The organism is Hymenobacter mucosus, assembly GCF_900188255.1.
In the GTDB taxonomy this organism is placed as follows: Bacteria; Bacteroidota; Bacteroidia; order Cytophagales; family Hymenobacteraceae; genus Hymenobacter; species Hymenobacter mucosus.
Window position 1 is genome coordinate 129,036 of record NZ_FZNS01000002.1, and the last position, 25,267, is coordinate 154,302.

The window sequence follows — 25,267 nt, forward strand, 5'->3', positions numbered from 1 at the left end:
CCACCCACCTTCTTTCCATGATTAACAAAGTAGTAGCCGATGCTCCCACGGCCCTTCACGGCCTCTGCGACGGCATGACCCTAATGCTCGGTGGCTTCGGCCTATGCGGCATTCCCGAAAACGCCATTCAAGAAATCTTGCGCCTCAAGGTGAAAAACCTCACTTGCATCAGCAACAACGCGGGCGTTGACGACTTCGGGATTGGCCGCCTACTACAGGCCCGACAAGTCCGCAAGATGATTTCCAGCTACGTGGGCGAAAACGCCGAGTTCGAGCGGCAGTTACTGTCGGGCGAGTTGGAAGTAGAGTTGATTCCGCAGGGCACCCTGGCGGAGCGGGTGCGGGCAGGTGGTGCGGGCATTCCAGCATTTTACACGCCCGCCGGCTACGGCACAGAAGTGGGCGAAGGCAAAGAAAGCCGGGAGTTTAATGGCAAGATGTACCTGCTGGAAACTGCTCTGCACGCCGACTTTGCCTTTGTGAAAGCCTGGAAGGGCGATACGGCGGGCAACCTGGTGTACAAGGGTACGGCTCGCAACTTTAACCCCATGATGGCCACGGCAGGCAAAATTACGGTGGCGGAGGTAGAAGAACTGGTTCCCGCCGGCGAGCTAGACCCAAACCATATCCACACACCGGGCATCTTTGTGCAGCGCATCTTTCAGGGCCAGCACTACGAAAAGCGTATTGAACAACGCACGGTGCGGCAGGGGTAGGCAGCCTCTCAATTCAGTTCCTTTTTACCTGCCTCTTTTATGAAACAGACAACCCTCGCACTTCTTTTCTTGTTCGGTGGCGTTGGCGCTTCGGCGCAAACGGTAGCCCCCGCCAAGCCTCGCTCCAGCGCCGCTACTACGCTGAAAGCAGCTCCGGCTTCACTGCCAGCCATTGATGCCTTACTACGGGAGTACACGGCCGACAACCGCGTGCCCGGCGCTATAGCTCTCATTGCCCACGACGGAAAGATCGTGTACCGCAAGGCTTTTGGGGTGGATGATGAGGCAACTCAAAAACCCTTGCGGGAGGACGCCATTCTGCGCATTGCCTCCCAAACAAAGGCTATAACGAGCGTGGGCGTAATGATGCTTTATGAGCAAGGCAAGTTTCAGCTCGACGACCCTATCTCGAAGTATCTGCCGGCTTTTCGCAATCCGCGGGTATTAGCCACGTTCAACGAGAAGGATTCTACTTACACCAGCGTACCGGCCCGCAGTGAGGTCACCATCCGCCAGCTGCTGACTCATACTTCCGGTATCAGCTACCCCGTAATCGGTACGAAAGAGGCACGGGCTATTTATGCGAAAGCGCAGATTCCTAGTGGTATTGGCACCCCGGGCGGCACCCTTGCCGCCGCCATGAACCGGCTGGGACCGTTGCCGCTCATGCACCAGCCCGGCGAGCAGTTTACCTACGGCCTGAGCGTAGACGTGCTAGGCTACCTAATCGAAGTAGTATCGGGACAAACGCTCGACCAGTTTCTTCGGACGCGCTTGTTCGAGCCCCTGTCCATGCGCGACACCTACTTCTACCTGCCCGCCGCCAAGCAGGCGCGCCTGGCCGTGCTGTACACCGAGGACGCCAACAAGAAAACCGCTAAAATGGGGCCGCGCGATGGCATGACGCCAGATTACCCCAAAGCGGCTGGCACCTACTTCTCGGGGGGCGCCGGCCTGTCGTCTACCATCGATGACTACGCCGTGTTTCTGCAAATGCTGCTCAATGGTGGTGAATACCAAGGGCGTCGTCTGTTGAAACCCGCCACGGTGCGCCTCATAACCAGCAACCAAATTGGCACCGTCAATCAAGGGCAAAACAAATTTGGGCTCGGCTTTAGCCTGACTACAGCTACCTCGGCGGCGCAAACTGGCCTTTCTGAGGGGTCCTTCGAGTGGGGCGGCATCTTTGGCACTACCTATTGGGTTGATCCAAAGGCGAAAATTGTGGCCCTGGTCTATACCCAGAAATACCCCAACTCTGCCGGTGGCGACTTGGCTGGCAAGTTCAAGCGCCTGGTTCGTCAGGTGGTGATTGAGGCCCCCGCCTCACCGGCGAAATAGCCACTTCTACCTTCTCTCCCACCCTGTTCTTACTCCCACCCCTATGCTCGATAAGCACGGCATTGCCAAGCGCATTGCACAAGAAGTACAAGACAATTCTTACGTTAATCTGGGTATTGGCATTCCTACGCTGGTAGCCAACTACATTCCCGCGGGCATTCACGTAGAGTTGCAGTCGGAAAACGGCTTGCTAGGCATGGGGCCTTTCCCCACCGATGAGGAGGTAGACCCCGACCTCATCAACGCGGGCAAGCAAACCGTTACGACGCTACCGGGTTCCAGTATCTTCTCCTCCGCTGATTCATTCGCCATGATTCGCGGCGAGCATGTGGACCTGACGATTCTGGGAGCCATGGAGGTTTCCGAAACCGGTGATATTGCCAACTGGAAGATTCCGGGCAAAATGGTAAAGGGCATGGGCGGCGCCATGGACCTCGTGGCGTCGGCCAAAAATATTATTGTGGCTATGCAGCACGTCGCCAAGGATGGCAGCAGCAAGTTGCTACCGGCCTGCACGCTGCCCATCACGGGCCTGCGTTGCGTCAAGAAAATAGTAACGGAGCTGGCGGTTCTCGATGTGACGCCCGACGGCTTTGTACTGCGCGAACGGGCGCCTGGAGTGAGTGTAGAGCAAATTCAAGCCGCAACAGCCGGCAAGCTGGTAGTACCCGGCGAAGTACCCGAAATGGTGCTATAACCCGACTTTATTGGGCCTGTAAACAGTCTATAGTCTCACCCTGTGCGCTTCTCCGAACGCTAGGCCTAACAGTAATGGGTTACCTACCCCCTAGCAAGGACGGTAACCCATTACTGTTAGGCCTTGTGTTTTGAGGAGCGGCCAGCACCATTGCAACACAGTTAATCTATCCTACTGAGCGGAATACATCCTTGCAACTAGCGCGTGCGAAAGTAGGCTTGCGCCATAATACGCTCGGCAGCTTCACGCGTGAAATGGGAAAAGTAGCGCTGAAGATGAGCCAAGGCGGCGCTGGCACTGAGGCCGCCGCCGCGTACGGCTTCGGCCAAATAGTCGGCTAAAATATCGGGGTGGCCGGTAAGGGCTGGAAACTCGTGCTCGGTTTTGTACCGGGCCAAAATTTCTACCCGTAGCCAGTCGGGGGCCCCGGGCACCTGCTCTAATAGGCGGCGCATGACTAGCTGCACTTCGTCCATGAACAGGATGCGGGCCAGGCCCGTAGGAGCTGGCACGGCTTGGCCGGCGGCCGCCACAAGTAGCACCGCGGCTGGGGTAGTAGCCTGCCACTGCGCCACGGCGGCCGGCGCGCACAGCCAAGCCGTAGCCGGAAAAGATTCCGGCGCAGCCAACAGACTTCCTAAAGTCTGAAAACGACGTTCTTCGGGCGGTAGCATAGCGCAAGGTACAACACGGCGCCCGGACGGGCGAACCAACAGAAAGGTACGGCTGGCTTTACAATGTGAGGTAGTGCCTTTGTTCCTGCTTGTACTCCTTTCCAACGTTGCCTTGAAAACCATCTTTTCAGCGGTGCTACCATCCCTGTAGCCTATACTCATCTCATCGGGTGCAGTTCACCACCAAGCAGCTTACTAGGTGTACCATCCGTGTAGTTAATGATGTACCTAACGACCATCAAGGCTCAACCACGGATTGTGTTGTGTGGTTATCTCTGCTGGCTTCCTAGACTTGCCAACTGCTTGTAAGATTCTATTTTTTCCACCGGTGTCTTACCCACCAAGTGCAATTCTACTTTTCCCAAGTCATTGTGAAGGGTAACGAGTAATTGGTACTGGTGGCTCAAGCCAAACAAGGCAGTTTTTTCCTCCACCGGGCCAATTGCCGACCAGGGAATGTGCAACGGAGGGTGATTGAGGCGAAACAGAAAGAGCACGGCCAACCCCAACCCAGCTGTGCCGAAGCGAAGCGTTAGGCCCCCACGGTAGCGCGAACCAGGACCGATTCTTCATTGGTTGCGCAACGTGCCCGACTCAAACCCGGCTGACTCGACATACACGACTGAGTTATTAGGCAACAAACGGAAGTATTGAGCCAACCGGGCTTAGCCTCCGAGGGAAACAACCCAAATTACTAGTAGCCACAACCCTACAAAGGCTACTGGAAATAAGCCGAGTATTATTGACGCTGCGGTATTCATCTGCTTCTATATCTGACAGTAATTATTTACTAGACACTTATTGATGGTAGCTTGCAGACTCTTGCGCTTGCTTCTCCGGTAGTACACTCCGCCGCGGAGCATTCGCAGAGCTACTGAGCTTTTTTGCCGCCAAAGTTGTTGTGCACCCGTAAAACGGACCTACTGTCGCGTCGGGCGCGGTAGGTTTGCTTTCTTTCTACCGACATTTTGTACTTCGTATATGGCCACTGGTTCTCATGCAAAATCTGGCGGCGGCCCCGCCAAAAAGACTACACTACCGGGTATGCCTACTGCCCCAGAGTTGATGACTCCTACCGCTATTCCGGCCCACCGGCTGGTATTGCGTACCCTAAAGAAAGCTGACTTTAAGGCAGTGAAGCAAATCATGGACAAGGTATACTCCAATATGGAGGGTGCCTGGGCTCAGGATGAGTACAACGCCTTACTGCGCAAGTTTCCTGAAGGGCAGATCTGCATTGAGGATAATGGGCAGGTAGTGGCCGCGGCGCTGGCCATTATTGTGGAATACAGCAAGTTTGGCGACAAGCACACTTACGCCAAGATTACGGGCAACGGCAAGTTTGACACCCACGACTCGGATGGCGACACCTTGTATGGCGTTGACGTATTCGTGGACCCCGAGTACCGGAGCTTGCGCTTGGGCCGCCGTCTGTATGACGCGCGCAAGGAACTGTGCGAAAACCTCAACCTGCGCGCTATGGTAGCCGGGGGACGCATTCCGGGCTACGCGGCGTATGCCAACGAGATGACGCCGGCCAAGTACGTGGAAATGGTACGGAACAAGGAACTGACGGACCCTATCCTCACCTTCCAACTGGCCAACGACTTCTACGTGCGGAAGCTGATCCGGGGCTACCTGCCCTACGACTCCGAATCGAAAGCCTACGCAACGCTGTTAGAGTGGATTAATGTGTACTACGATGAGGAAGCCGACAAGCTTATCGGCAACCAGAAGTCCAATGTGCGCATTGGCATTGTGCAGTGGCAGATGCGAGCTACCCAAAACTTGGAGGACTTCTTCCAGCAAATGGAGTTCTTTGTGGACACCGTTTCGGGCTATAAGGCCGACTGCGTGCTGTTCCCCGAGTTTTTCAATGCGCCCATGATGGCCCTCACCAACGAAGAGTCACCGGCCGTTGCTATTCGCTCCATGGCAGCTTTCACGGAGCCCATCAAAACCAAAATGATGGAGTTGGCCGTGAGCTACAACATCAACGTCATTGCTGGGTCCATGCCGCTTTACGATGATGGCAAGCTGTACAACGTAAGCTATTTGTGCCGCCGCGACGGCACCGTGGACGAGCAGTATAAGCTGCACGTAACTCCCGACGAGGCTAGCTACTGGGGTATGCGCGGTGGCGACAAGCTAAAGTGCTTTGACACTGACTTCGGCAAAATCGGCATTCTGATTTGCTACGATGCCGAGTTCCCGGAGCTGGCCCGTATGCTATCCGACGAGGGCATGAAAATCCTGTTCGTGCCCTTCTGGACGGATACCAAGAATGCTTACCAGCGTGTGCGTCTTTGCGCGCAGGCACGGGCCATCGAAAACGAGTGCTATGTGGCTATTACGGGCTCCGTAGGCAACCTACCGCGCGTAGAGAACATGGACATTCAGTACTCGCAGAGTGCCGTATTTAGCCCATCGGACTTTGCATTCCCTCACGATGCCATCGTGGCCGAGGCTACCCCGAATACGGAGATGACTCTTATTGCCGACTTGGACCTGGACCTGCTGAAGGACTTAAACACCAGCGGAGCCGTGCGCAACCTGCGCGACCGACGCAAGGATTTGTACTCCGTGAGCTGGGTAAAGAAAACCGAGCGGGACGATGAGTTGCTAGCCCAAGGTGAGGAGCGCGCTCCTAAAACGTCCAGCCGCCGCAAAGCCGTGTCTGCTGGTTAGTACCCCCCTGGTAGCGCCATAGTTACGCTCTTTTCACGCTTACTGAAAAGCCCGCCCTATGTGGTGGGCTTTTTTGTTGGTACAGAATTCGGGAATAGGTACGGAGCCTGCTGTTTTTGATGTAAACTGCGGCCCCCTAACGTCACCTATTCTCTTTTCTTCCATGAAGCGCGTCCTCATTACCGGGGCCAACCGGGGCCTGGGCCTTGAACTTACCCGCCAGTACTTGGAGCGGGGCAACACCGTGTTTGCCACCAGCCGCCAGCCTCAAGCTGCCGCTGATCTGCAGGCACTTGCGGCCAGCCACCCAGGCAAGCTGCACCTCATTGCCCTTGATATCACAAGCGAAGCCTCCATTGGGACGGCGCGCCGGGCCGTGCGGGCCGTTACGGCGGGCCTTGACGTTCTAATTAACAATGCTGGTATTTTCCCCGGTGCCGGGCCAGAAGACCCTGCCAACCAACGCTTGGGCGAGTTTACTTCGGACAATGCCCTTACGGTATTTCAAGTGAATGCCGTAGGGCCCCTGCTTGTCACGCAAGCCTTCCTCGACCTACTAAAGGCCGGCGACAAGCCTCGCATTGTTAGTCTCTCATCTGGGCAAGGCTCGCTCACCTGGAAAGCTTCCGGAGAGCCTTACCATTATTCAGCTAGCAAAGCAGCCTTGAACATGTACATGCGCGCTTTGGCAGCTGAGGTAGGCCACCAGGGCGTCATTTCGGTGGTAGTAGACCCCGGCTGGTTACGTACGGGCATGGGAGGCAGTGCTGCTACCCTTTCCCCCTCCGACTCGGCCCGGGGTATTATCCGCCTTACGGATCAGCTACACGCCGAGGAAAACGGCAGCTTCCTGACGTGGCAGGGGCAGCCCGTGCCGTGGTAGGGTAGTACAAATTTTTGTGCATGCCTGCGGGTGGTTCCCATTTGGGGACCACCCGCTTCGTTTGTTGGCTAGCTCAGCAACAGCATTTTAGCTTACTGAACTCAATTCAGTGTGACAAGGCGTTCATTTTGAGAAGATTAAAAGCATATTAAAATAAATCCATTTTACAATCTGTCCCCGTATGCAAGCTGCAGGGTAGAGCTTATACCCCGTATTCTATTCCTTTTCACCATTCTTTTTTAGCATGAACACAAAATCTACTTTCCGGATGTCTTCTCTGCGCAAAGCCGCCTTAGGGCTAGCCGCCTTAGGGCTAACAGTGGGCGCGGCGCAAGCGCAAACGGTTTATGGACTCTCTGTTACTGGTACAACTACTGCTAGCTTAGTTACCTTCAACGCTACTACCCCAGGTACATTCACGGCTACGGTACCCATTACGGGGGTTACTGCTGGCCAAACGATTGTTGGTATTGATGTGCGCCCCAATACGGGCCAGTTGTTTGCGCTCGGCTACAACCCAACGGGCACTCAGGCACAGATGTATACCATTGACCGTACAACAGGCGTAGCCACAACTGTGGGCACGGCCCTGACCTTGAACTTAGGTACGAACGTGGCCCGCATCGGCTTTGACTTCAACCCTACGGTGGACCGCATTCGGGTAGTAAGCGGTGCCGGCACCGATTTTCGCCTGAACCCCAACAACGGTGCCCTAGCTGCTACCGACGGCAACTTGGCCTACGCAACTGGAGATGCCAATGCCAGCCAAACGCCAAGCGTAGGCTCGGTAGCATACACCAATAGCTACATTGGTAGCACGGGCACAGACCTCTACGACATTGATGAGGCTAATAGCCGCCTGGTCATCCAGCGTCCTCCAAACAATGGCACTCTGGTTACGGTAGGGCCCCTAGGCATAGCTACCGATGGGGCAGGCCAGATTTCCGACCTGGATATTTATTTCAATCCAACTACTAGCACGAACGTAGCTTACCTCAGCACGGCCACCATCACCAGCCTTACTGCTGCTACCTCCACGCTGTACACGGTTAACCTAGCCACGGGTGCTACCACGTCTGTTGGCCTGCTGGGCACTGGCCCATTGGTGGTTATTTCTGACATTGCGTTTGCCATCGACCGGCCTACCTTGCCTGCTATTACGGGTCAGTTGGCCTACGCTCTTGCTGGCACCAACCTAATTTCGTTTGACACGGCACTACCTACCACCATCCGTGGTTCGGTGGGAATTACGGGCATTGACGCAGCCCAAACCCTAGTGGGATTGGATGTGCGCCCATTAAACAATGCGCTGTATGCGCTGGGGTACAATGCTACTACCCAAACTGGGCAGCTGTATGCTATCAACGCTACCACAGGCGCAGCTACTTCCATTAGCGGCTCACTGGCCCTGGCGCTAGGTACGGGCAGCATTGGCTTCGACTTTAACCCGACGGTAGACCGCATTCGGGTAGTAGGTGCCAATGGCAATAACTACCGCCTAAACCCCGTAACCGGTACGCTAGCCGCTACCGATGGCGTGTTATCCTACGCTGGAGGTGGTACGCCAAACATTGGGGCGGTGGCTTACACTAACAGCTTCACTGGGGCAAGTACTACCTCAGGTACTACCCTGTACAACTACGATGAGACCTTGAACCAGCTTAACACCCAAAGCACGGCCAATCCTCCCATGGACGGGCAGCTGACGGCAGTAGGCACTTCCGGCATCACCGTAAACACAACTACTCCTAACGTAGACATCGACATCTACAGCACCGGCGCGGGCGTAAACACGGGCTACTTAGTAGCTACTACGGGCACCTCGCCCAACAGTGGCTTCTATACCCTCAACCTGACAACTGGCGCCGCTACGCTGGTGGGGAACATCGGCAATGGCATTACGGTGCGCGATATTGCCATTGCAGGCGCGGCTGGCGTTGCTACCAGCACCCGGGCCGCAGAATTGGCCACTGGCTTTATTCTATCGCCAAACCCTGTAGCGGGCGAAGCTACTGCCGCTTTCACTCTGCCCCGTGCTGGCCAGGCCGAACTAACTGTAATTGACGCGTTGGGTCGCACTGTGGAACGCCTCAGCCCAGGCAAGCTGAATGCTGGTACGCATTCGGTGCGCTGGCAGCCAGGCTCACGCACTACGGGCCTCTACTTCGTGCGTCTCTCTTTAGATGGCCAACCTGCTGGCACGCAGCGCGTGTTTGTACAGTAGTCATTCCTTACTTAACAAGAAAAAGCCGGCTCACACTGCGTGAGCCGGCTTTTTCTTGTTGGTATATGGTGTATCAAGCGGCACCTGCTCAGAGGGTCATTTCCTGCTGAGCTAGCGCGGTGTAGTCGCGAAGAATGGTGCGTAGGAAAGGCTCATCCTGGAGGTCCGTATGAATGCCAGTGAGCGTCTTAACCTTGTTAGCTACCTCATTCAGCAGCACAAAGTTGTCGCGGCGTAGGGCTTGCGCAAGCAGGCGGCGCACTAGGGCAATGTCGTGGTCGGTAAGCTGGGCTACCTGAGGAAATACTACTTGGTAGTTAGGTGGTACGTTACCGAGATTGAGTTCATCGGGGGCGGCGGGGCGCAAGCTCACAACGGTAGTACCAGCGGCCAGGTCGCCGAGGCGCTGCCCACGGCCAGTTATGATAATGCACAGCAGGGCTACTACCCCACTGGTCATTTGAATTTCAAAGAGGGCCAGCAACCAGCGCAACAGGTAGTCGCCTACGGAGGGGCGGGTACCATCCACGCGCGTCACCTTTATGTGGCGCATGTGCTTTCCCAAACTCTGCCCTCCGAAGAAGATTTCGCACAGAGGATGGTAGAGCAAGGCCGGAATGACAATAAGAGCAATGGCCAGAATACCCTGAGAGGTACTAGAGTTCAGACCGTATTGTACCACAAATCCACACACTACAGTGTAGATTCCGAGTACTAGGCTATCGATGATATGGGCCACCAGCCGCTCGCCCACGCTGGCAATTTCATACTCCACCACCACGTTTTGGGCAGTCTGAATGCGAATTGTACTCATTTAAAATAGAAAAAGAAGTTGGCCGGTGGCTGCCACCCCGAAACCTGTATATTTGGACTGTGCCACTACGTGGCACCCGTATTTTACTTGTCTTATCGGCAGTTTTGCATATGCGTGAAGCGGTATTTCTCCGCCAGAACCAAGAGCGCTGGCACCAGTATGAAACACAGCCAGCCGCGGGTCCCGATGAACTAGCCCAGCGTTTTGTGGAGTTGACCGATGATTTGTCGTATGCTCGCACCTTCTATCCAGGTTCAACCACTACGACCTATCTCAATGGCCTGACGGGCAAGCTACACCAGGCCTTGTATAAAAACAAAAAGGAAGATGCGGGGCGCTTTGGGCGGTTCTGGCGCCGGGAGCTACCGCTGCTGGTAGCTCGTCACCGCTACGCTTTGCTCGGCAGCTTTCTGTTCTTTTTGCTGTGTGCCATTATTGGGGCCTTGTCGGCGGCGCTGGATGACACCTTTGTACGCGTAGTGCTGGGTGACTCCTACGTGAATCAGACCCTAGCCAATATTCGGAAGGGTGACCCCATGGCCGTGTACAAGGGCAAGGATGAAACGCTGATGTTCCTGACCATCACTCTTAACAATATTAAAGTGTCGCTCTATGCCTTTGCGGGCGGCATTACTGGTGGGCTCCTCACTACCTACTTGCTTTTCAGTAATGGGCTGATGCTGGGCTCCTTTCAGTATTTTTTTTACCAACAGGGTGTACTACTGCCGTCGGTACTCACTATTTGGATACACGGCACCCTAGAAATATCAGCCATTATTCTTGCCGGAGGAGCGGGCTTAGTACTGGGAGGCAGCCTGCTGTTTCCAGGTACCTATTCCCGCCGCGACTCCCTCCGCCGGGGTGCCCGCGACGGCATGAAGCTGGCCCTAGGCTTAGTGCCCATATTCATCATGGCGGGGTTTCTGGAAGGATTTGTTACGCGCCACACCGAAATGCCTCTGTGGGCTAGCCTCACCATCATAGGCCTCTCAGCCGCGCTTATTCTGGGTTACTTTGTGGTGTATCCTTGGTGGGTATACCGCCGTGGATTAGGGCTGCCAGTTTCTTCTGCTGTCTAATTATTGTTGCTTGCTTACCATGCGCCACTCGTCATTCACGCAACCGTCAGATTTTTTACAGGAACGAAACTTCGGGCAGAAGATAGAGGCTACGTTCGATTTTTTGCGGGTTCATTTCCGGCCTCTCCTACGGGTACTGGTCGTTCTTGTGTTGCCCTTGGCCCTCGTTACGGGCATTGCGTCGGGCCTGCTCCAGAGCAAGCTAATAAATGCTATAAGAAACGTGAGCACGCAGCCCAATAGCACTATTGGTTTTGTAAATGACCTACTGACTTCGCCCAGTTACTCGCTTACTATTCTGGGTGGAATGCTGCTGTTTGTAGTATTGCAGCTTACGGTCTATAGCTACGTGCTCGTAAGCATGAACCGGCCTTCCCCCGCAGTCCCAGTAACCATAAGCGAGGTGTGGGAAATGGTCAGGAAACGCTTCTTGGGTATGCTAGGCGTATCCCTGAGCCTTGTTCTACTATTCTTAGTGGCCAGCATGCTGCTGTCTCTTTTCTTCGGGCTACTGGGCAGCGGCCTTGCAACACTCAGTTCATCGGGAGCCTTTTTCCTTATTATCCCACTCACTTATATAGCTATTGCCTACATAGGCGTTACGCTTTCCTTATTCTTCATTGTGTGGCTACGGGAGCGGAAGGGAATGTTTGCCAGCATTAGGCGCTGCTTTCAACTAATCAAAGGCAAATGGTGGTCTACGTTTGGCCTCCTGATTGTGGTAGGCCTCATTACTACAACAGTTATGGTCCTTCTTCTGAGTGTACTTGCGGCCATGGCTTTCCCCTTTGTAAAGCAGCTAAGCCAACTGTCTGATCAGCTGGTTAAACTACTCTTGATTGTAGCTGCCTCGCTACAATCCCTTGCAATGCTCGGTGTTCTCCCCGTATTTATCTTAGCCATCTGCTTTCAGTATTTCAACTTGGTTGAGCGCCACGACGGAGAAGGCCTGTATCTACAGCTAGCTAGCCTGGGCCAGGCGCCTCCGGCAGCAGCGCCTAGTGTTCTACAGCCTGATGAGGAGGGTGAGTACTAACAGCTAACCACCGTCGTTTTTCGCCTTATTCTGCTTTTGCCGTGGCTGTGGTGCCGTTATCCTTTCTCTGTCGCATAGTTACTACTAGCGTAAGCCGGACACTGCTGGCAGCACTGCTATCTGTGCTGTTAGTAGCTGGAGCCTGCGAGCGAGCCTGGGCCCAGGCGACTCGCCCAGGCGTGCAGCGGCCGAAGCCCTTACTACCCCCCAAGCCGCCGGTACTCCCACGCGACTCACTAAAAGCTTCTGTGCGAAAAAGGGCTTCTCCAATAGTGCTGCCTCTTGCGCAGGGACCTCCTACCGCGTTGCGCCAGCCCAGGGCGGCCCGCCTACGGGCGCTCCGCGAGCAGCGTGCATTTCAGTACGTAGAAATAGAGGAGAACCGAGAGTCGCCCAGCGTGTGGTCGTTGTTCTGGAGCAAACTCTGGGAATGGCTAGGCGGCTTATTTTCGGGGCCCACGTATGAGACGAAAGGGCGCTACGTAATATACGGCTTGTTCGGGGCAGCCCTGTTGTATGTTGTGCTGCGCCTACTCAAGCTAGACCTGACCACCGTGCTAGGCCGCCGTGCTCGTACCCTGCCTTTTCCCTACGAGGCCATGCCCGAAAACATTCACGCGGTTGATTTCGGCCGAGCATTAGCGGACGCCGAAGTGGCCGGCAATTACCGCCTAGCGGTGCGCCTAGGCTACCTGTTGGTTCTGCGCAGGCTAACTGAGCAGGGCTTGATTCAATGGCAACCAGACAAAACCAACTACGAGTATGTGCGGGAAGTAGCTGGCACCCGCTGGGCAGCTGACTTTACTGTTCTCACCCGCCAGTTTGAATATGTGTGGTACGGGGAGGTAGCGCTTACGGCAACGGCCTATCCTGCTCTGCGCGAAACCCGTGAGCATTTTCTTTCGCTACTTACCCGCGCTGCCGCGTAGCCACGCATGAGCCGATTCCGCTTGTTTCTGCTAACGTTGGGGGTGCTGTTCGTGGCATTCGTAGCAGTAGAATACTTCCGACCTCAGCCGACGGATTGGACGCCCACTTACATCAACCGGGATAAGATTCCCTATGGCACCTTCGTGCTCTACGATGCGCTACCCGATCTATTTCCGGGGCAAGACATCCGTACGACGCGCTTGCCCATTGCTAATCAGCTTCTTCCGACTCTGGATGCCAACACCGACCCCGACTCGGTAGTATCATCTACCTACCTGCCGCCGCTTACCTCGGCCCGAGCATCGTACCTATTCGTTGACGGCCATTTTGCTTGCTCACGCCTCGACCAGGATGCGCTCCTGCGGTACGCGGCCCGCGGCAATACAGTGTTCATTGCCGCCGAGTCGCTTGACGATGTATTGGCTGATACCCTACACTTGTTTATCCGCTCTAGTCTGCGGCTGGACAGCATTCTTCGGCAGCGCATGCTTCTCCACACCAAAGGCAAGCGCGCCCAAGCAACTTTTACCACGCTAGAACTGGTAAATCCGGCTCCTGGCAGTCCACGCCGCTTTCGGTTTCCACTCCCTGACGTAGGTTGGCATTTCGTAGCCTTGGAAAACTGCCGAGCCACGGTGCTAGCCCGAGATAGGAGCCATAACCCGGTATTGGTGCGCGTACCCGTTGGCAAAGGAGCTTTCATTCTGAGTTCTACCCCGGCGGCGTTTAGCAACGTGGCCCTGCTTCAACCAAGCACTGCCCCGTATGCCTTTGCCGCTTTGTCGCAGTTACCGGCCAATCAGGCGGTCCTCTGGGACGAATACCAAAAGCAGGGCCCTACAGGCGAACAGTCGTTGCTGCGGGTAATACGGCAGCACGAAGCTTTACGCTGGGCTTGGTACACTGGCTTGGTAGGCCTGCTGATTTTTGTGGGCTTCAAGGCGCGGCGACGTCAGCGCATTATTCCCATTATTAAGCCGCTGCCCAACACTACACTGCTATTTACGCGCACTGTCGCCTCTCTCTACCGGCAAGGGTCCGATCATTCCCTCATTGCCAACAAAAAAATCAACTTATTCCGAGAGCAATTACGGCTACGCCTGCAAGAACCAAATCTGGACCTGCTTGATGAGTCAACCCGCGACCGAATGGCCCAGAAGGCGGGTGTCCCACGTCAGCAAGTTGATGAACTTATTAAGCTCATACATAAGGCACAAACGGCACCACAAGTCTCAGATGCCGATTTGCTTCGTCTAAGCCGTGCTATCAGCAGCTTTAGCGCCGCTGCTTTCTGACCTATTTCTTATGCTAACCTACTTACTACCCTATCTCATCTATTTCTTACCTACTTTCCAGCGAACTTGAACAGCGTAATCTACCAAATGAAAAAATTGTATTGTATCTCGTTTTGTAACTTATCAAGTATATAACTATTCCGCGAAAGCACTTTTGCCATTACCAGCTGTGTTTTCAAGTATATATAGAATGAACACATTTATATAATTCCGGTACACTCTCGCGTACTTTTCTCTGTAGTGCAACTTATGGAAAACCCTCTAGATACTTCCTCCGACGCTCTTCAACCTACTACTCCGCCCTTAGCCCAGGGCACTACTGCGGATGCCGTGAACGTGGATAGTAGCGCTGGCCTCGCTCCGCTGACCGATTTTGGGCAACGCACCGATTTCAGTCAGCTCTCGGCGGCTACTGAGGCCGTACGACGCGAGCTGGCGAAGGTAATTGTGGGCCAGCACGAGGTAGTAGAGTTGATGCTGACAGCCCTGCTAGCCGGCGGGCACATACTTTTAGAAGGCGTGCCAGGCGTTGCCAAAACCCTAACCGCTAAATTGCTCGCTCGTACGCTGCAGGTGTCCTTCAGCCGCCTCCAGTTCACGCCCGATCTGATGCCTTCTGACGTACTAGGCACCTCTATTTTCCGGCCCCAACGCGGCGAATTTGAATTCAGGCCCGGTCCTATCTTCGCCAGCGTGGTGCTTATTGATGAAATCAACCGGGCGCCGGCCAAGACCCAATCGGCCTTGTTTGAGGTGATGGAAGAGCACCATGTTACGCAGGATGGTACCACCTACCCGGTGCCTGAGCCTTTCCTGGTTTTGGCCACTCAAAACCCCGTAGAGCAAGAGGGCACCTACCGCCTACCGGAAGCTCAACTTGACCGCTTCTTATTTAAGCTCAACGTAGGCTACCCTTCTACCGAAGAGGAGGTGGCTATTTTACAAGGCCACCACAGTGGTTTTGGAGGCGTACCTACGGAGGTAGTCCGGCCCGTATTATCAGCCCACCAACTAGCCGACATGCGCCAGCAGGTACGCCAGCAGCACATCGAGCCCAAACTACTGGAATATATTGCCCGCTTGGTTGGCCAAACCCGGACGCACAAAGGCCTGTATCTGGGAGCTTCGCCCCGGGCGTCCATTGCCCTTCTAAACGGTGCCAAGGCCCTAGCTGCCTTGCGTGGCCGCGACTTCGTGACGCCGGAGGATATTCAGTATTTGGCCCCCGTTGTCCTACGCCACCGCATTCAGCTTACGCCTGAGCGCGAAATAGAGGGCGGCACAACGGACGATATCGTCAAGCAGATTATGCAACAGATTGAGGTGCCCCGGTAGGCTCCGCCTATGGCACCAGCTACCTGCCAAGACCGCCTCACCAGCCATTTGTGCACTATAGATAACATAAGCAGTAAGATAGACCTGCTGCAGTGCGCGCGCTAACCAAACTACTTGCTTGAAAAGCTTTTTCCTGACCAGCCGCTTCTTCCTGGTGCTGGGCCTGCTGGTGGCGGGCCTTGTAGTAGCATTTCTGGTACCTAGCTTGCTGGTTCCCCTGCAGGTGGTACTGGGGCTGCTAGTGCTACTAACGGCTCTGGACGCTGGCCTTCTGTATGGTCCAAGCCGCGCTGGAAGCCCTGGCCCCCTATTTGGCCGCCGGGTGCTGGGCGATAAGCTAGCTAATGGCTCCGACAATGACGTGGCTATTTACCTGGAGAACTACTACCGCTTTGCGGTTCGCACGACAACTATTGACGAGATTCCGCACCAGTTTCAGCGCCGCGACGTACGGTTTCGGGCGGTAGTAGAGTCCGGGAAAACCCACGTTATCCATTACCAGTTGCGGCCAGTAAAGCGTGGGGAGTATGTATTTGGCCTGCTGAATGTCTTCGCAACTTCTCCGGTGGGCTTGGTACGCCGGCGCTTCCAGTTCGGACAAGAGCAGATGGTGCCCGTGTACCCGTCGTTTCTCCAGATGCGCCACTATGAGCTCTTAGCCATACACAACCGCCTTACCGATGTGGGAGTGAAGCGCATCCGACGAGTGGGCCACAGTCAAGAATTCGAGCAGATCCGCCCCTACGTGCCCGGCGACGACCCACGAGCTCTCAACTGGAAGGCTACCGCTCGCCGCGCAACCACGCCCGAGGCTGCCGACGCTCTAGTGGTCAATCATTACCAGGATGAGCGGGCCCAGCAAGTCTATTGCCTCATTGACAAAGGGCGGGTAATGCGCATGCCATTCGAAGGCTTGAGTTTATTAGACTACGCCATCAATGCCACGCTGGTAGTCAGCAATATTGCGTTGCTCAAGCATGATAAAGCGGGCTTACTCACTTTCGCCGAGAAACCCGGCCGCCTAGTGCCCGCTGAGCGCCGGCCGGGGCATTTGGGCAAGTTGCTAGAGGTACTTTACAAACAGCGCACTAAGTATCTGGAAACCGATTTCCAAGCGCTCTACACGCAAATCCGTACCCAGGTTCGGCAACGCAGCCTGCTGATTATTTTCACCAATTTTGAGACGCTCAGTGCCATGCAGCGCCAACTGCCTTATTTGCGCCGCTTGGCTAAGTCTCACTTGCTGCTGGTAGTGTTTTTCGAGAACACCGAACTGCGCGAATACCTAGAAACGCCAGCTGCTACTACGGAGGACGTGTACAACCAAACCATTGCCGAGAAATTTGCGCAGGAGAAGCGACAGATTGTGTTGGAGCTCAACCGCTACGGCATTCACGCCCTTCTCACGCCCCCGCAGCAGCTTACCGCCAACACCATCAATCGGTACTTGGAATTTAAGGCACGAGGCTTACTATAAGTGGCCTCTTTCCTACTGAGGGAATGCCTCCAAGCGCAGTTCGTCCACCACTAAGCGCGTTGTGTTAGGGTGCCACAGTTTCACCGTTACCCGGTCATAGGGCTCCTGCGGGGCCTTGATATCAACTGGCAGCGTACTTGCCCACCCTAATTCCAACGCCCGCTGTAGGCGCACCGACTTTTCCTTGACTACTTTATCTCCTTTACGAAAAGTTATAAAGAGCTGAGTCATATCCCAGGTATTCCAAACTGGCTCATCTGTGCGGGCCTGTACGGATGCGCGTAACCACTTTACGTCGCCCGGCTTTAGGTCAACGGAAAAGTCTGGGCTATTCTGGTGGTCTTTGTCTAGTACCAAGGAACATTTTCCTGCTAGGGCTGGCGTGGCACACATTTCGGCGGGCTGCTGCTCAAAATCTTCGGTTAATAGTACACGGGTATCTTTTGTAGAGCCAGTATATTCCGAATTGCTATCTAGTAGCAGCCGTGCATTGCGCGACACATTATAGCGCCCTACGATGTGCCAGAAGTAAGCCCTACTCATCTCACCCGTTAGCAAACCACCACGGTGTGCCTGATGCGTCATCCAGATATTATAGTAGAAGCCCAGTAGGGCCATTACTGCGTATGCTAGCGCTGCCTTAGGACGAGCGAGTAGCCACCGCAAGGCGGCCGCCATTGGCCATGCCAGTACCGCGTAGCTTTGTACCATTGCCCGCTGCCCCAATGAGCCGCCGTACCACCAGATGTCCCAAGCAAAGGTGACATAGATAAACAGAATGGTGAACACCAGCATGGCCCAAAAAGCCTCTGGAACCTGCCGCCGAAGTGCACCAAACCCAAACAGAGCAGTAAATAACAGAGGCGAATAGAGTAACCAACCTGCGCGGTAACTGAATAACCCCTCCCACAAATGAGGACGCAGCCAACTAAAGCCCTGATCTTGATAGCTATACACAATCCAGTTGCCACTAGCATAATGCCAGTACAACGGCTGAACTAGTACGAAGGCAGCACCTCCTACGAGAGCCCATAGTCCATAAGGCCAGTACCGACCCCAGAACAGAAACCGTTCCCGAAAGGCTGCCGCGGTAGGTCGCAGGCCCCAGCATAAAGGGAGCAGCGTAGCTAAGATTTCAGTGGGGCGCGTGAGCGTCATGATGCCCACTACTGCACCAATAGCCACTGCCCGACCCATAGTGGGCCGACGATAGAAACTCGGAGTAAGTGTAAGTAACACTGCATACCACGTAAACAACCAAATATGGGTCATGGCACCACCTATGGCAGCATACTCTAAATAGTTGGAACCTAGCACTAACACAATCATAGTTAGTGCAGCAGGCCACTCCCCAAAGCGCGGTACTAGCGCCCGACGTACCAGTGCTAACCCTAACAGGCCTACTAATACGCCACCTAGTTGAATCGCAAATTGGTACGGTTCGGAAAGGCCATTGGCAGGATACCCTAGGGGCTTAGCTAGCGCATGGGCTGCCATAAAGAATGGCAGTTCCTGCAGGGCCATACCCGAAGAATACTTCAGCACATAGTGGTTGCTGCCCGGTGGGCGAAACGCTTGATCAAAAGCAATGGTCGGCTGGAATTCCTTAATGACGCCCTCCCCAAAGCGTAAATCTTTCAGGTCGTGGTGAATGAAAACAGCAGGCAGATAGATGTAATAGCCATACGCATCCCATGATAACAGAGCCTCCGTTCCCTTTTTATTCCACTTCGGATAGTAGCCAAACGAAACTAGTAAGATAAAAACAGAGCAAAAGAACCAAGCCAAACGAGAGGGCGACTTCATGCAGTAAAAACAAAATAGCGTAAGGCATAATGCGCTGCAAAATGAGAAAAAACTGCCAGTTTCTGGCCTCGGCCCGAAGCTTGCTTACTTTGGGGCTCACACCTTCCGCCCTGCACCCGTTTCCAATGCCCATCCGCTCGCTTCTGCTTCTGTTGTTATTTTTGCTATGTGAGCCTCTCAAGGCTCAGCCTTCCGAAACCCGCGCACTGCTGCCAGTACCCCTACAAACCACTTGGGGCCAGGGGCGTTTTGCAGTGAAGCAGGCTTTTACTTGGCAGGTTTTCAAACCCGAGCAAAAAGCGCTTGGTGCGGGCACTGCCCTTGCCGACTCCGCTATTACGGAGCTAGTTAGTCGGTTAGTGCTGCCAGGTTTCACGCCTGGTCGCCCCTTTACGGCGGAGATGGCACGGCAGGCCCGCTTAACTACTCCCCTACCCTCTGCCAACTTGATTATTCAATACGGACGGATAGGCAACTTGCTGCAAGTAGGCGAGGACGAATCGTACTCGCTACGGGTAACACCTATGGCGGTAGCCCTTACGGCGCCTACTCACCTAGGTGTGTTGCATGGCTTGGCTACGTTGCGGCAGTTAATTACAACAGAAAAAAGAGCTGTTTGGCTGCCAGAAGTAGATATTGTTGATAAGCCTCGCTTTGCTTGGCGCGGCTTGCTGCTCGATGCTGCCCGGCACTTTATGCCCGTGGCCGTGGTCAAGCGCAACCTGGACGCCATGTGGGCTACCAAGCTGAACGTCCTCCACTGGCACCTAACCGACGACCAAGGGTTCCGAGTGGAAAGCAACGTGTTACCTCGCCTGCACACTATTGGCGGCGAGGGACAGTTTTATACGCAAGCGCAAGTGCGCGAGGTGCTGCGCTATGCCGCTCGCCGTGGCATTCGGGTGGTACCGGAGTTTGACTTGCCCGGCCATACTACCGCCTGGATAGCCGCTCATCCTGAACTAGCCTCCAACGACTCCACCTATGGCGTAGCGAAGCGCTGGGGCGTGCTCAACATTGCTATTGACCCTACCAAGGAAACCACATATCAGCTACTCAATACTCTATTGGGGGAGATGACGGCCTTGTTTCCCGACCCCTACTTTCACATTGGGGGCGATGAAAACGATGGCCGCTTTTGGAAGCGTAACCCGCGCATTGCCCAGTACATGCGCGACAACAAGATGGTGACGGCCAAGGGCCAACTGGATAAGCACGCCCTGCAGACGGCCTTCAACCGCCGCTTACTGCAAATGCTGACCGGGTACCAGAAGAAAATGGTAGGATGGGATGAAATTCTGGGTCCCGGTTTGCCAGTTGATGCCGTTATTCAGAGTTGGCGGGGGCGAAAAGGGCTCTACGATGCAGTAAAAGAAGGTCACCCAGCCATCCTTTCCAATGGATATTATATTGACCTGAACTATAGCGCGGCTACCCACTACGCCAATGACCCACTCCCACAAGACGCTCCGCTAACCAACGAGCAAAAGCAATTAATACTAGGTGGCGAAGCTACCATGTGGGCCGAGTTTGCCGATTCAGTCATCATCGACTCGCGCATCTGGCCGCGCACAGCCGCAGTAGCGGAGCGACTGTGGAGCAGCGCCACCATCACCGATGTACCCGATATGTATCGTCGGTTGGCTTTGGTAAGTAAGGAATTGGAGGCCTTGGGGCTACAACACCGCCGCGCCCCTGAGCAGCTACTACGCCAACTGGCTGGCACTCCCACCGCTCTAGTGCCATTGCGCACGTTAGCTAACGTGCTGGAGCCGGTAAAGGAATATAAACGCCACTTTCAGGGCTTCAAATACACTACCCAAACGCCTCTCAACCGCCTAGTAGATGCAGCCCCGGCGGAGTCAGACGTGGCGCGAGAATTTGGTACTGCCGTGGATGGAATGCTGGAGTACTTGAAGCTGGCACCCACTGCCGACCGTTTTCAGGGTAAACCTAGCCGGGCGCTGCTGGCCTACCTCACAACTCAGGCCCGGCTGTGGCAAAACAATGATGTGCTGGTGCAGCCAGTATTACAGCAAAACCCTACTCTTCAGGAGTACGCCCCTTTATCTAGCCAACTGAGAGCTATTGCTACGCTAGCACTGGAGCGCCTGGAGCAACTAGAGAAAGGGCAAGCTCCTACTGCTGCCTGGCAAGCAGCGGCACTAAAGCAACTAGATGCCGCCAAAGCACCTGCTGGTCAAACTGAGCTAGCCGTTGTGCCCGCTATTCGGCGCTTGGTAGAAGTCAAATAATAGGTAGGACAACTGAAGTAGCTCCAACAGATCAATCAGTTGCTTTTCCCTACCCCGCCACGCTTTATAAGTAGCAGCCCACGGAGATAGTAGCAGTTCAAGTAGTATAGTTGTGCTTGTTGCTTACCTCTCTGCCGGGGTGCTAGAACAGCACGGAAACCTGCATACGACCCGTGTGCACTACGCTCAGGCCATTAGCTTTACGTCCGTCGTAGGCTAGTGTAATATTGAGGCCGTTACTGAGCCGCTGCTCCATGTTGAGGTTCCAGGTGAAGTTGCTACCTGGGCGGAGCGCGTTCAGAATTTCCAAACCCACGAGCGAGGATTCATCGCCTGCGTCGCCATCAAATACCACGCGTACGTAGCGCGTCGTGGCGGAGAGGGTACGCTTACCTACTTGGCTCAGGCGGGTTTCTAGTCCCAGCTCATCGAAAGTACCGCGGATATTAAGGTACTCCCCCTCCTGGGTGTTCTGCTTAGATGTGCGCAAATATGTACCCGTAAGTCGCAGAGCCTGCGTAGGCTGGTAGCTGATTTCGGGCGCTACCTCGTACTGTAGCAACCGAAAGTTGCGGGTATAAAGGGTGTCAAGGTAGTCGGTGATGTTTTGGCGGATGCTGCGTGTTAGTGTCAGGCGGCCCGTGAACGACTGCGCTAGGGTACGCCGAAGTAGCAGGCTCTGGCTGGCCACGTTGCGCGTATCGGAGCCTTGGCTGAGTAGCACCTTCTGCTGAGCTTGCTGCACGGTGAATTCCGACCCAAAAATTGGATTGGATCGGTTGAAGTAAAGCGTATTACGCAGCAGCTTATTTAAGCTGAGTAGTTGCGGATCATTCGTCTGAAATGCAAACGGGTTTAGGCGCGACGACAGGCTTTTATCAGTGGTTTTGCGGTCTAAAGTAATGGTACTCACGGCCGAAAAGCGCCCAACAAAACCCCGTACCCCGGGCAGTTCCCGCCAGCCGCGCGGTGCATTGGTGGTAAGGCGGTAACTGAATCGGTTGGTGAAGGCCAGGATATACTCGTCTGTGGGCAGGTACACCTTGATGTGGGTGCGGTACTGGGCATCCACCGTCTGAGCTTCAAAGAATTCTTCCTTATCCTGGCGACCGTTGCGGTTGGCATCACCACCGTAGTAGTGCGTGCCCTGGCCGTTAGGCACTACCAGAAAGGAATAGTCGCGCCGCAGTTCCCGGCCGGTAGCTACTGCATAGCTCAACTCCGAGCGCACCATGTTCTGAAACAGCGTCGCGTTCCAGTCAATTTTGCTTAGTACGGTTCGTTGGCGGGCGCTGTCGCGCGCACTTAAGTCGCGATAGGTAGCCAGAATTGCCAAGTCCTGATTGCGCCCTATGTGCGTGGCTAACGTACCCTGCCAGGTTTGAGCGCGACCCCGCTCCTGCAAGTCCCGCAGGTCAGTAGTGGGTGTTTGGTCGCGGCGGTAGGTATAGTCTACTCGGAAACGGGTACGGGCGGAGTCCCGGCTTTGCACAAATAGGGCGTGCTCATCAAAATAGTTGGCTGAGGTCAGCGAGTCACCACTGGGAAGGGCTACGCGGTTTTTATCGAACCGGTAGGCGTAGCCGGGTACCACGGGGCCACCCACGTAACGCCCGGTGGCTTCGCCCCGCGCCCAGCTAGAATGGCGGCGCCCTACTTCCGAGTTGAGCAGAAATAAACTACCGCGTAGCTGCACGTTGCCGGTTTGGTGGGCTACATCTACCCAGTGCTGCAGGCCGCTTACTTCTCCTGCCCGGTAGCGCCGACTTACCCGGTAGCCCAGCGAGTTGTTGGCGTCTTTCACGGCGCCCACCGCAAAATTCAGAATATTATCCTCCCGAGCCTGCGCAGCGGTTACGTTAGTAGGCGTGCTGCTCGTGCTCCAGTTGCGGTCAAACTCAATGTCGCGGTACCGGTCAATGGGCGCAAAGCGGTGGCTGGTATACTCGTAATCGAGCGTGCTCCGCAACTTGTACTGCCGCAGCCCCGGTAAGTTGATGGCCCGATCTTGCACGGTATAGCCCACCCGCATTGCCCGGCCTTCGGCTGACTCTGCGGAAAACCGGTTCAAGTCGAGGTTGGAGGACGCCAAATCCAGAAAGACGCTTGTGTTGGCATCTAGCTGATAGTTTGCGCCTACCGTCACGAGCTGCTTTTGAATGGGCGTAGGAAGCACCCGCACCGGAGCGTAATTGCCCAAACCGGCCCCTACAAAGTCGTACACTCGTCCGTTGGCGTTGGCATTTAGTGTACTGAGCACGTAGCTACCCTGGTTGACGCCTACTTCTGTGAAGCGCACCGTGTATACCTGGCGTAATGAATCGGGCGGGTACGTAAATAGTTCTACTAGCTGCCCATTCACGGTGCGCTCTTCCCGGTTATACTGCACCTGCCGCCGGTCGTACTCGGCAACAGTAGCACCATCTGTCACGGCTCGGCTCACGTTGTCGCCGATGGTCCGCAGCAGGGCCTTATCATCGTCCGTCAGCGTGAGGTTGGGCGAGTTGTCTGGGTTATCGGCCTCCCGGTAGAAATTCGCGTGGACCTGCAATCGGCCAATCTGCTGGTAGTGGCTCGCCTGAAACAACGAACGCGCATAGTTAAAGTCAGAGTATTCGAAGTCAATTCGAATGCGAGAATTGCGCGTTATCAAATGCTGAGGCGAAAATGTGACCTCCGCCTGATTGTAGTCGATGGTATAGTCGTAGTTGAAGCCTCGCACCATCAGCCGGCCATCAAGATACACCCGCTCGGAGTTGGCCAATACAATGATAAACTGCTCGCCATTGGGTCCTCGAAGGCGGTACGGGCCCTGCACGTTTTCCAACGGGGTTACTTCAATACTAGCAAACTTTCCCTTGGCCACGCCGGCTGCCGCAGTGGTTGTGGCAAACGTGGGCCCGCTGAGTAAGCCCCGCACCCCTGGGCCCGGGGTTGCAGGGCGGGGCGCACCCGTAGCGGCACCAGCAGTAGTTACCGTTTGGCTACGCTCCTCCGGGGTAGTACCCGCCTGCCCCCCAACCCCTGGCGGCGTAGGCACCGTCGGGGGACTGGTAGCAAAAGTGCCAGTGCTAGTACCACTCGCCAAGGAATAAGGTAGTAGCTGCGAATTACTGATGCCCGGCCCAATGGCGCCGCCCCCAAATCCGCCCGTAGGTAATTTTCCAAAGTTGGCTTCTAGGGCTGCGCCCTGAATGTTCTTGTAAAACTTCAGAAAGTAATCGGGTTTGTTGCGGAGTACTACGTCGCCAGCGGTCAGGCTCCAGCGCGGATGGGTAAGTGTGATATAGATGCGGTCAAACTCCTGCAGTTGTTGCGTATTGCCCTCCGGCTGAAAGGGCACGTTCTGGTCGGAAATAGCCGCAGTGAGGGTAATCTGGTCTGTGAGACGACCTTCCAGTTGCAGGTTAAGAGAGGAGTTGACGAATACATTCTGCGCGTTGCCGAACGACACCCCACGCGACAGGTTTCCGGTTTTGTTGATGCCGGGCGTACTCAGAATCTGCTCTTTTACCGCAAAATCTTCCGTCCCAAATACGCGTTGCCGGAAATCTAGGCTGTCCATCTGGGTGCGGGCCCGCAGGTAGCGAGCCGCCGACAATTGTACTGGCAGCACCCGGTAGCAGACCAGCACGGAGTCGGGGCCGCTTGTTAGCAGTAAATCGGGTTGGCCGGGCTCAGGCGATGGGAAACGAGTAGCCGGCCGCACGTAGCGGTACTGGTTGGTACGGGCGTTGTAACTCAACGCCCGTCCCTCATGGCTCACTGAGGCGGGAACAATGGTGAGGGTGTCGCGCAAAGTGAAATCTACCGTATCGCGCCCGGCAGGCAGCCGTACCCATACGCACCGCCTAGTATTGGGCGGCTGGTTAGGTTGCTGCGCTCGTACCATTCCTACGCAGCCCAGCCATACTACCAGCAGCCCCCAAAAGCGCAGGAAATAGTGCGGAAAGCTGCTAATCATGCAGTGGCATTACGACGCGAAATGTGGCGGCTACACAACGATAAACTCCACTG

17 protein-coding genes are annotated in these 25,267 nt (G+C 55.1%); 13 read left to right on the forward strand and 4 right to left on the reverse strand.

The annotated features are described in order from the left end of the window. Nucleotides 1-17: 17 nt before the first annotated feature. Genes CHB83_RS04535 through CHB83_RS04545 form a run of 3 tightly spaced genes read left to right on the forward strand, consistent with a single transcriptional unit; the run spans nt 18 to nt 2,754 of the window. The gene (locus CHB83_RS04535) at nt 18-716 is read left to right on the forward strand and encodes a CoA transferase subunit A (RefSeq protein WP_045690264.1); all 699 of its coding nucleotides are present in this window, start codon (nt 18-20) and stop codon (nt 714-716) included. Nucleotides 717-755: 39 nt separating this feature from the next. Continuing rightward, nucleotides 756-2,057 (forward strand): serine hydrolase domain-containing protein, encoded by a 1,302-nt coding sequence (locus CHB83_RS04540; RefSeq protein WP_089331828.1) that lies wholly within the window; start codon nt 756-758, stop codon nt 2,055-2,057. A gap of 43 nt (nt 2,058-2,100) precedes the next feature. Next, nucleotides 2,101-2,754 (forward strand): CoA transferase subunit B, encoded by a 654-nt coding sequence (locus CHB83_RS04545; protein ID WP_045690266.1) that lies wholly within the window; start codon nt 2,101-2,103, stop codon nt 2,752-2,754. Between the two features lie 197 nt (nt 2,755-2,951). Here CHB83_RS04545 and CHB83_RS04550 read toward each other — a convergent pair whose 3' ends face one another. Continuing rightward, nucleotides 2,952-3,428 (reverse strand): hypothetical protein, encoded by a 477-nt coding sequence (locus CHB83_RS04550; RefSeq protein ID WP_089331829.1) that lies wholly within the window; start codon nt 3,426-3,428, stop codon nt 2,952-2,954. A gap of 1,044 nt (nt 3,429-4,472) precedes the next feature. Here CHB83_RS04550 and CHB83_RS04560 point away from each other — a divergent pair. The 3 genes from CHB83_RS04560 to CHB83_RS04570 all read left to right on the forward strand — a co-directional run bounded on the left by CHB83_RS04560 (nt 4,473) and on the right by CHB83_RS04570 (nt 9,223). After that, entirely contained in the window at nt 4,473-6,116 is a 1,644-nt protein-coding gene (locus tag CHB83_RS04560) for a bifunctional GNAT family N-acetyltransferase/carbon-nitrogen hydrolase family protein (protein ID WP_236704941.1), read from the forward strand. Nucleotides 6,117-6,279: 163 nt separating this feature from the next. Further along, on the forward strand, nt 6,280-6,999 hold the full coding sequence (locus CHB83_RS04565; RefSeq protein ID WP_045687873.1) for an SDR family oxidoreductase: 720 nt from the start codon (nt 6,280-6,282) through the stop codon (nt 6,997-6,999). Nucleotides 7,000-7,243: 244 nt separating this feature from the next. Further along, nucleotides 7,244-9,223, forward strand: coding sequence for a DUF4394 domain-containing protein (locus CHB83_RS04570; RefSeq protein WP_089331831.1), 1,980 nt, complete (start codon nt 7,244-7,246; stop codon nt 9,221-9,223). An 88-nt stretch (nt 9,224-9,311) separates the two neighbouring features. Here the strand turns inward: CHB83_RS04570 and CHB83_RS04575 are convergent, their stop codons facing one another. Next, entirely contained in the window at nt 9,312-10,037 is a 726-nt protein-coding gene (locus CHB83_RS04575; RefSeq protein ID WP_045687799.1) for an RDD family protein, read from the reverse strand. Nucleotides 10,038-10,147: 110 nt separating this feature from the next. On the opposite strand from CHB83_RS04575, the gene CHB83_RS04580 reads away from it, so the two are divergent. The 6 genes from CHB83_RS04580 to CHB83_RS04605 all read left to right on the forward strand — a co-directional run bounded on the left by CHB83_RS04580 (nt 10,148) and on the right by CHB83_RS04605 (nt 17,189). Beyond that, nucleotides 10,148-11,116 carry a stage II sporulation protein M gene (locus CHB83_RS04580; protein ID WP_089331832.1) on the forward strand — a complete coding sequence of 323 codons (969 nt, stop codon included), beginning with the start codon at nt 10,148-10,150 and terminating at the stop codon, nt 11,114-11,116. Nucleotides 11,117-11,135: 19 nt separating this feature from the next. Further along, entirely contained in the window at nt 11,136-12,152 is a 1,017-nt protein-coding gene (locus CHB83_RS04585) for a hypothetical protein (RefSeq protein ID WP_089331833.1), read from the forward strand. Between the two features lie 272 nt (nt 12,153-12,424). Then, on the forward strand, nt 12,425-13,081 hold the full coding sequence (locus tag CHB83_RS04590; RefSeq protein WP_143436992.1) for a DUF4129 domain-containing protein: 657 nt from the start codon (nt 12,425-12,427) through the stop codon (nt 13,079-13,081). A gap of 6 nt (nt 13,082-13,087) precedes the next feature. Further along, nucleotides 13,088-14,377 (forward strand): DUF4350 domain-containing protein, encoded by a 1,290-nt coding sequence (locus CHB83_RS04595; protein WP_055562398.1) that lies wholly within the window; start codon nt 13,088-13,090, stop codon nt 14,375-14,377. Nucleotides 14,378-14,740: 363 nt separating this feature from the next. Further along, on the forward strand, nt 14,741-15,712 hold the full coding sequence (locus CHB83_RS04600) for an AAA family ATPase (RefSeq protein WP_394340140.1): 972 nt from the start codon (nt 14,741-14,743) through the stop codon (nt 15,710-15,712). A gap of 118 nt (nt 15,713-15,830) precedes the next feature. Next, nucleotides 15,831-17,189 (forward strand): DUF58 domain-containing protein, encoded by a 1,359-nt coding sequence (locus CHB83_RS04605; RefSeq protein WP_089331836.1) that lies wholly within the window; start codon nt 15,831-15,833, stop codon nt 17,187-17,189. 12 nt (nt 17,190-17,201) lie between these two features. Here the strand turns inward: CHB83_RS04605 and CHB83_RS04610 are convergent, their stop codons facing one another. Then, entirely contained in the window at nt 17,202-18,995 is a 1,794-nt protein-coding gene (locus CHB83_RS04610; protein WP_089331837.1) for a hypothetical protein, read from the reverse strand. A gap of 125 nt (nt 18,996-19,120) precedes the next feature. On the opposite strand from CHB83_RS04610, the gene CHB83_RS04615 reads away from it, so the two are divergent. Next, entirely contained in the window at nt 19,121-21,250 is a 2,130-nt protein-coding gene (locus tag CHB83_RS04615) for a beta-N-acetylhexosaminidase (protein ID WP_179225454.1), read from the forward strand. 142 nt (nt 21,251-21,392) lie between these two features. On the opposite strand, the gene CHB83_RS04620 is transcribed toward CHB83_RS04615, so the two are convergent. Beyond that, nucleotides 21,393-25,214: a hypothetical protein gene (locus tag CHB83_RS04620; RefSeq protein WP_089331839.1), complete on the reverse strand. Its 3,822-nt coding sequence runs from the start codon at nt 25,212-25,214 to the stop codon at nt 21,393-21,395. Nucleotides 25,215-25,267 lie beyond the last annotated feature (53 nt).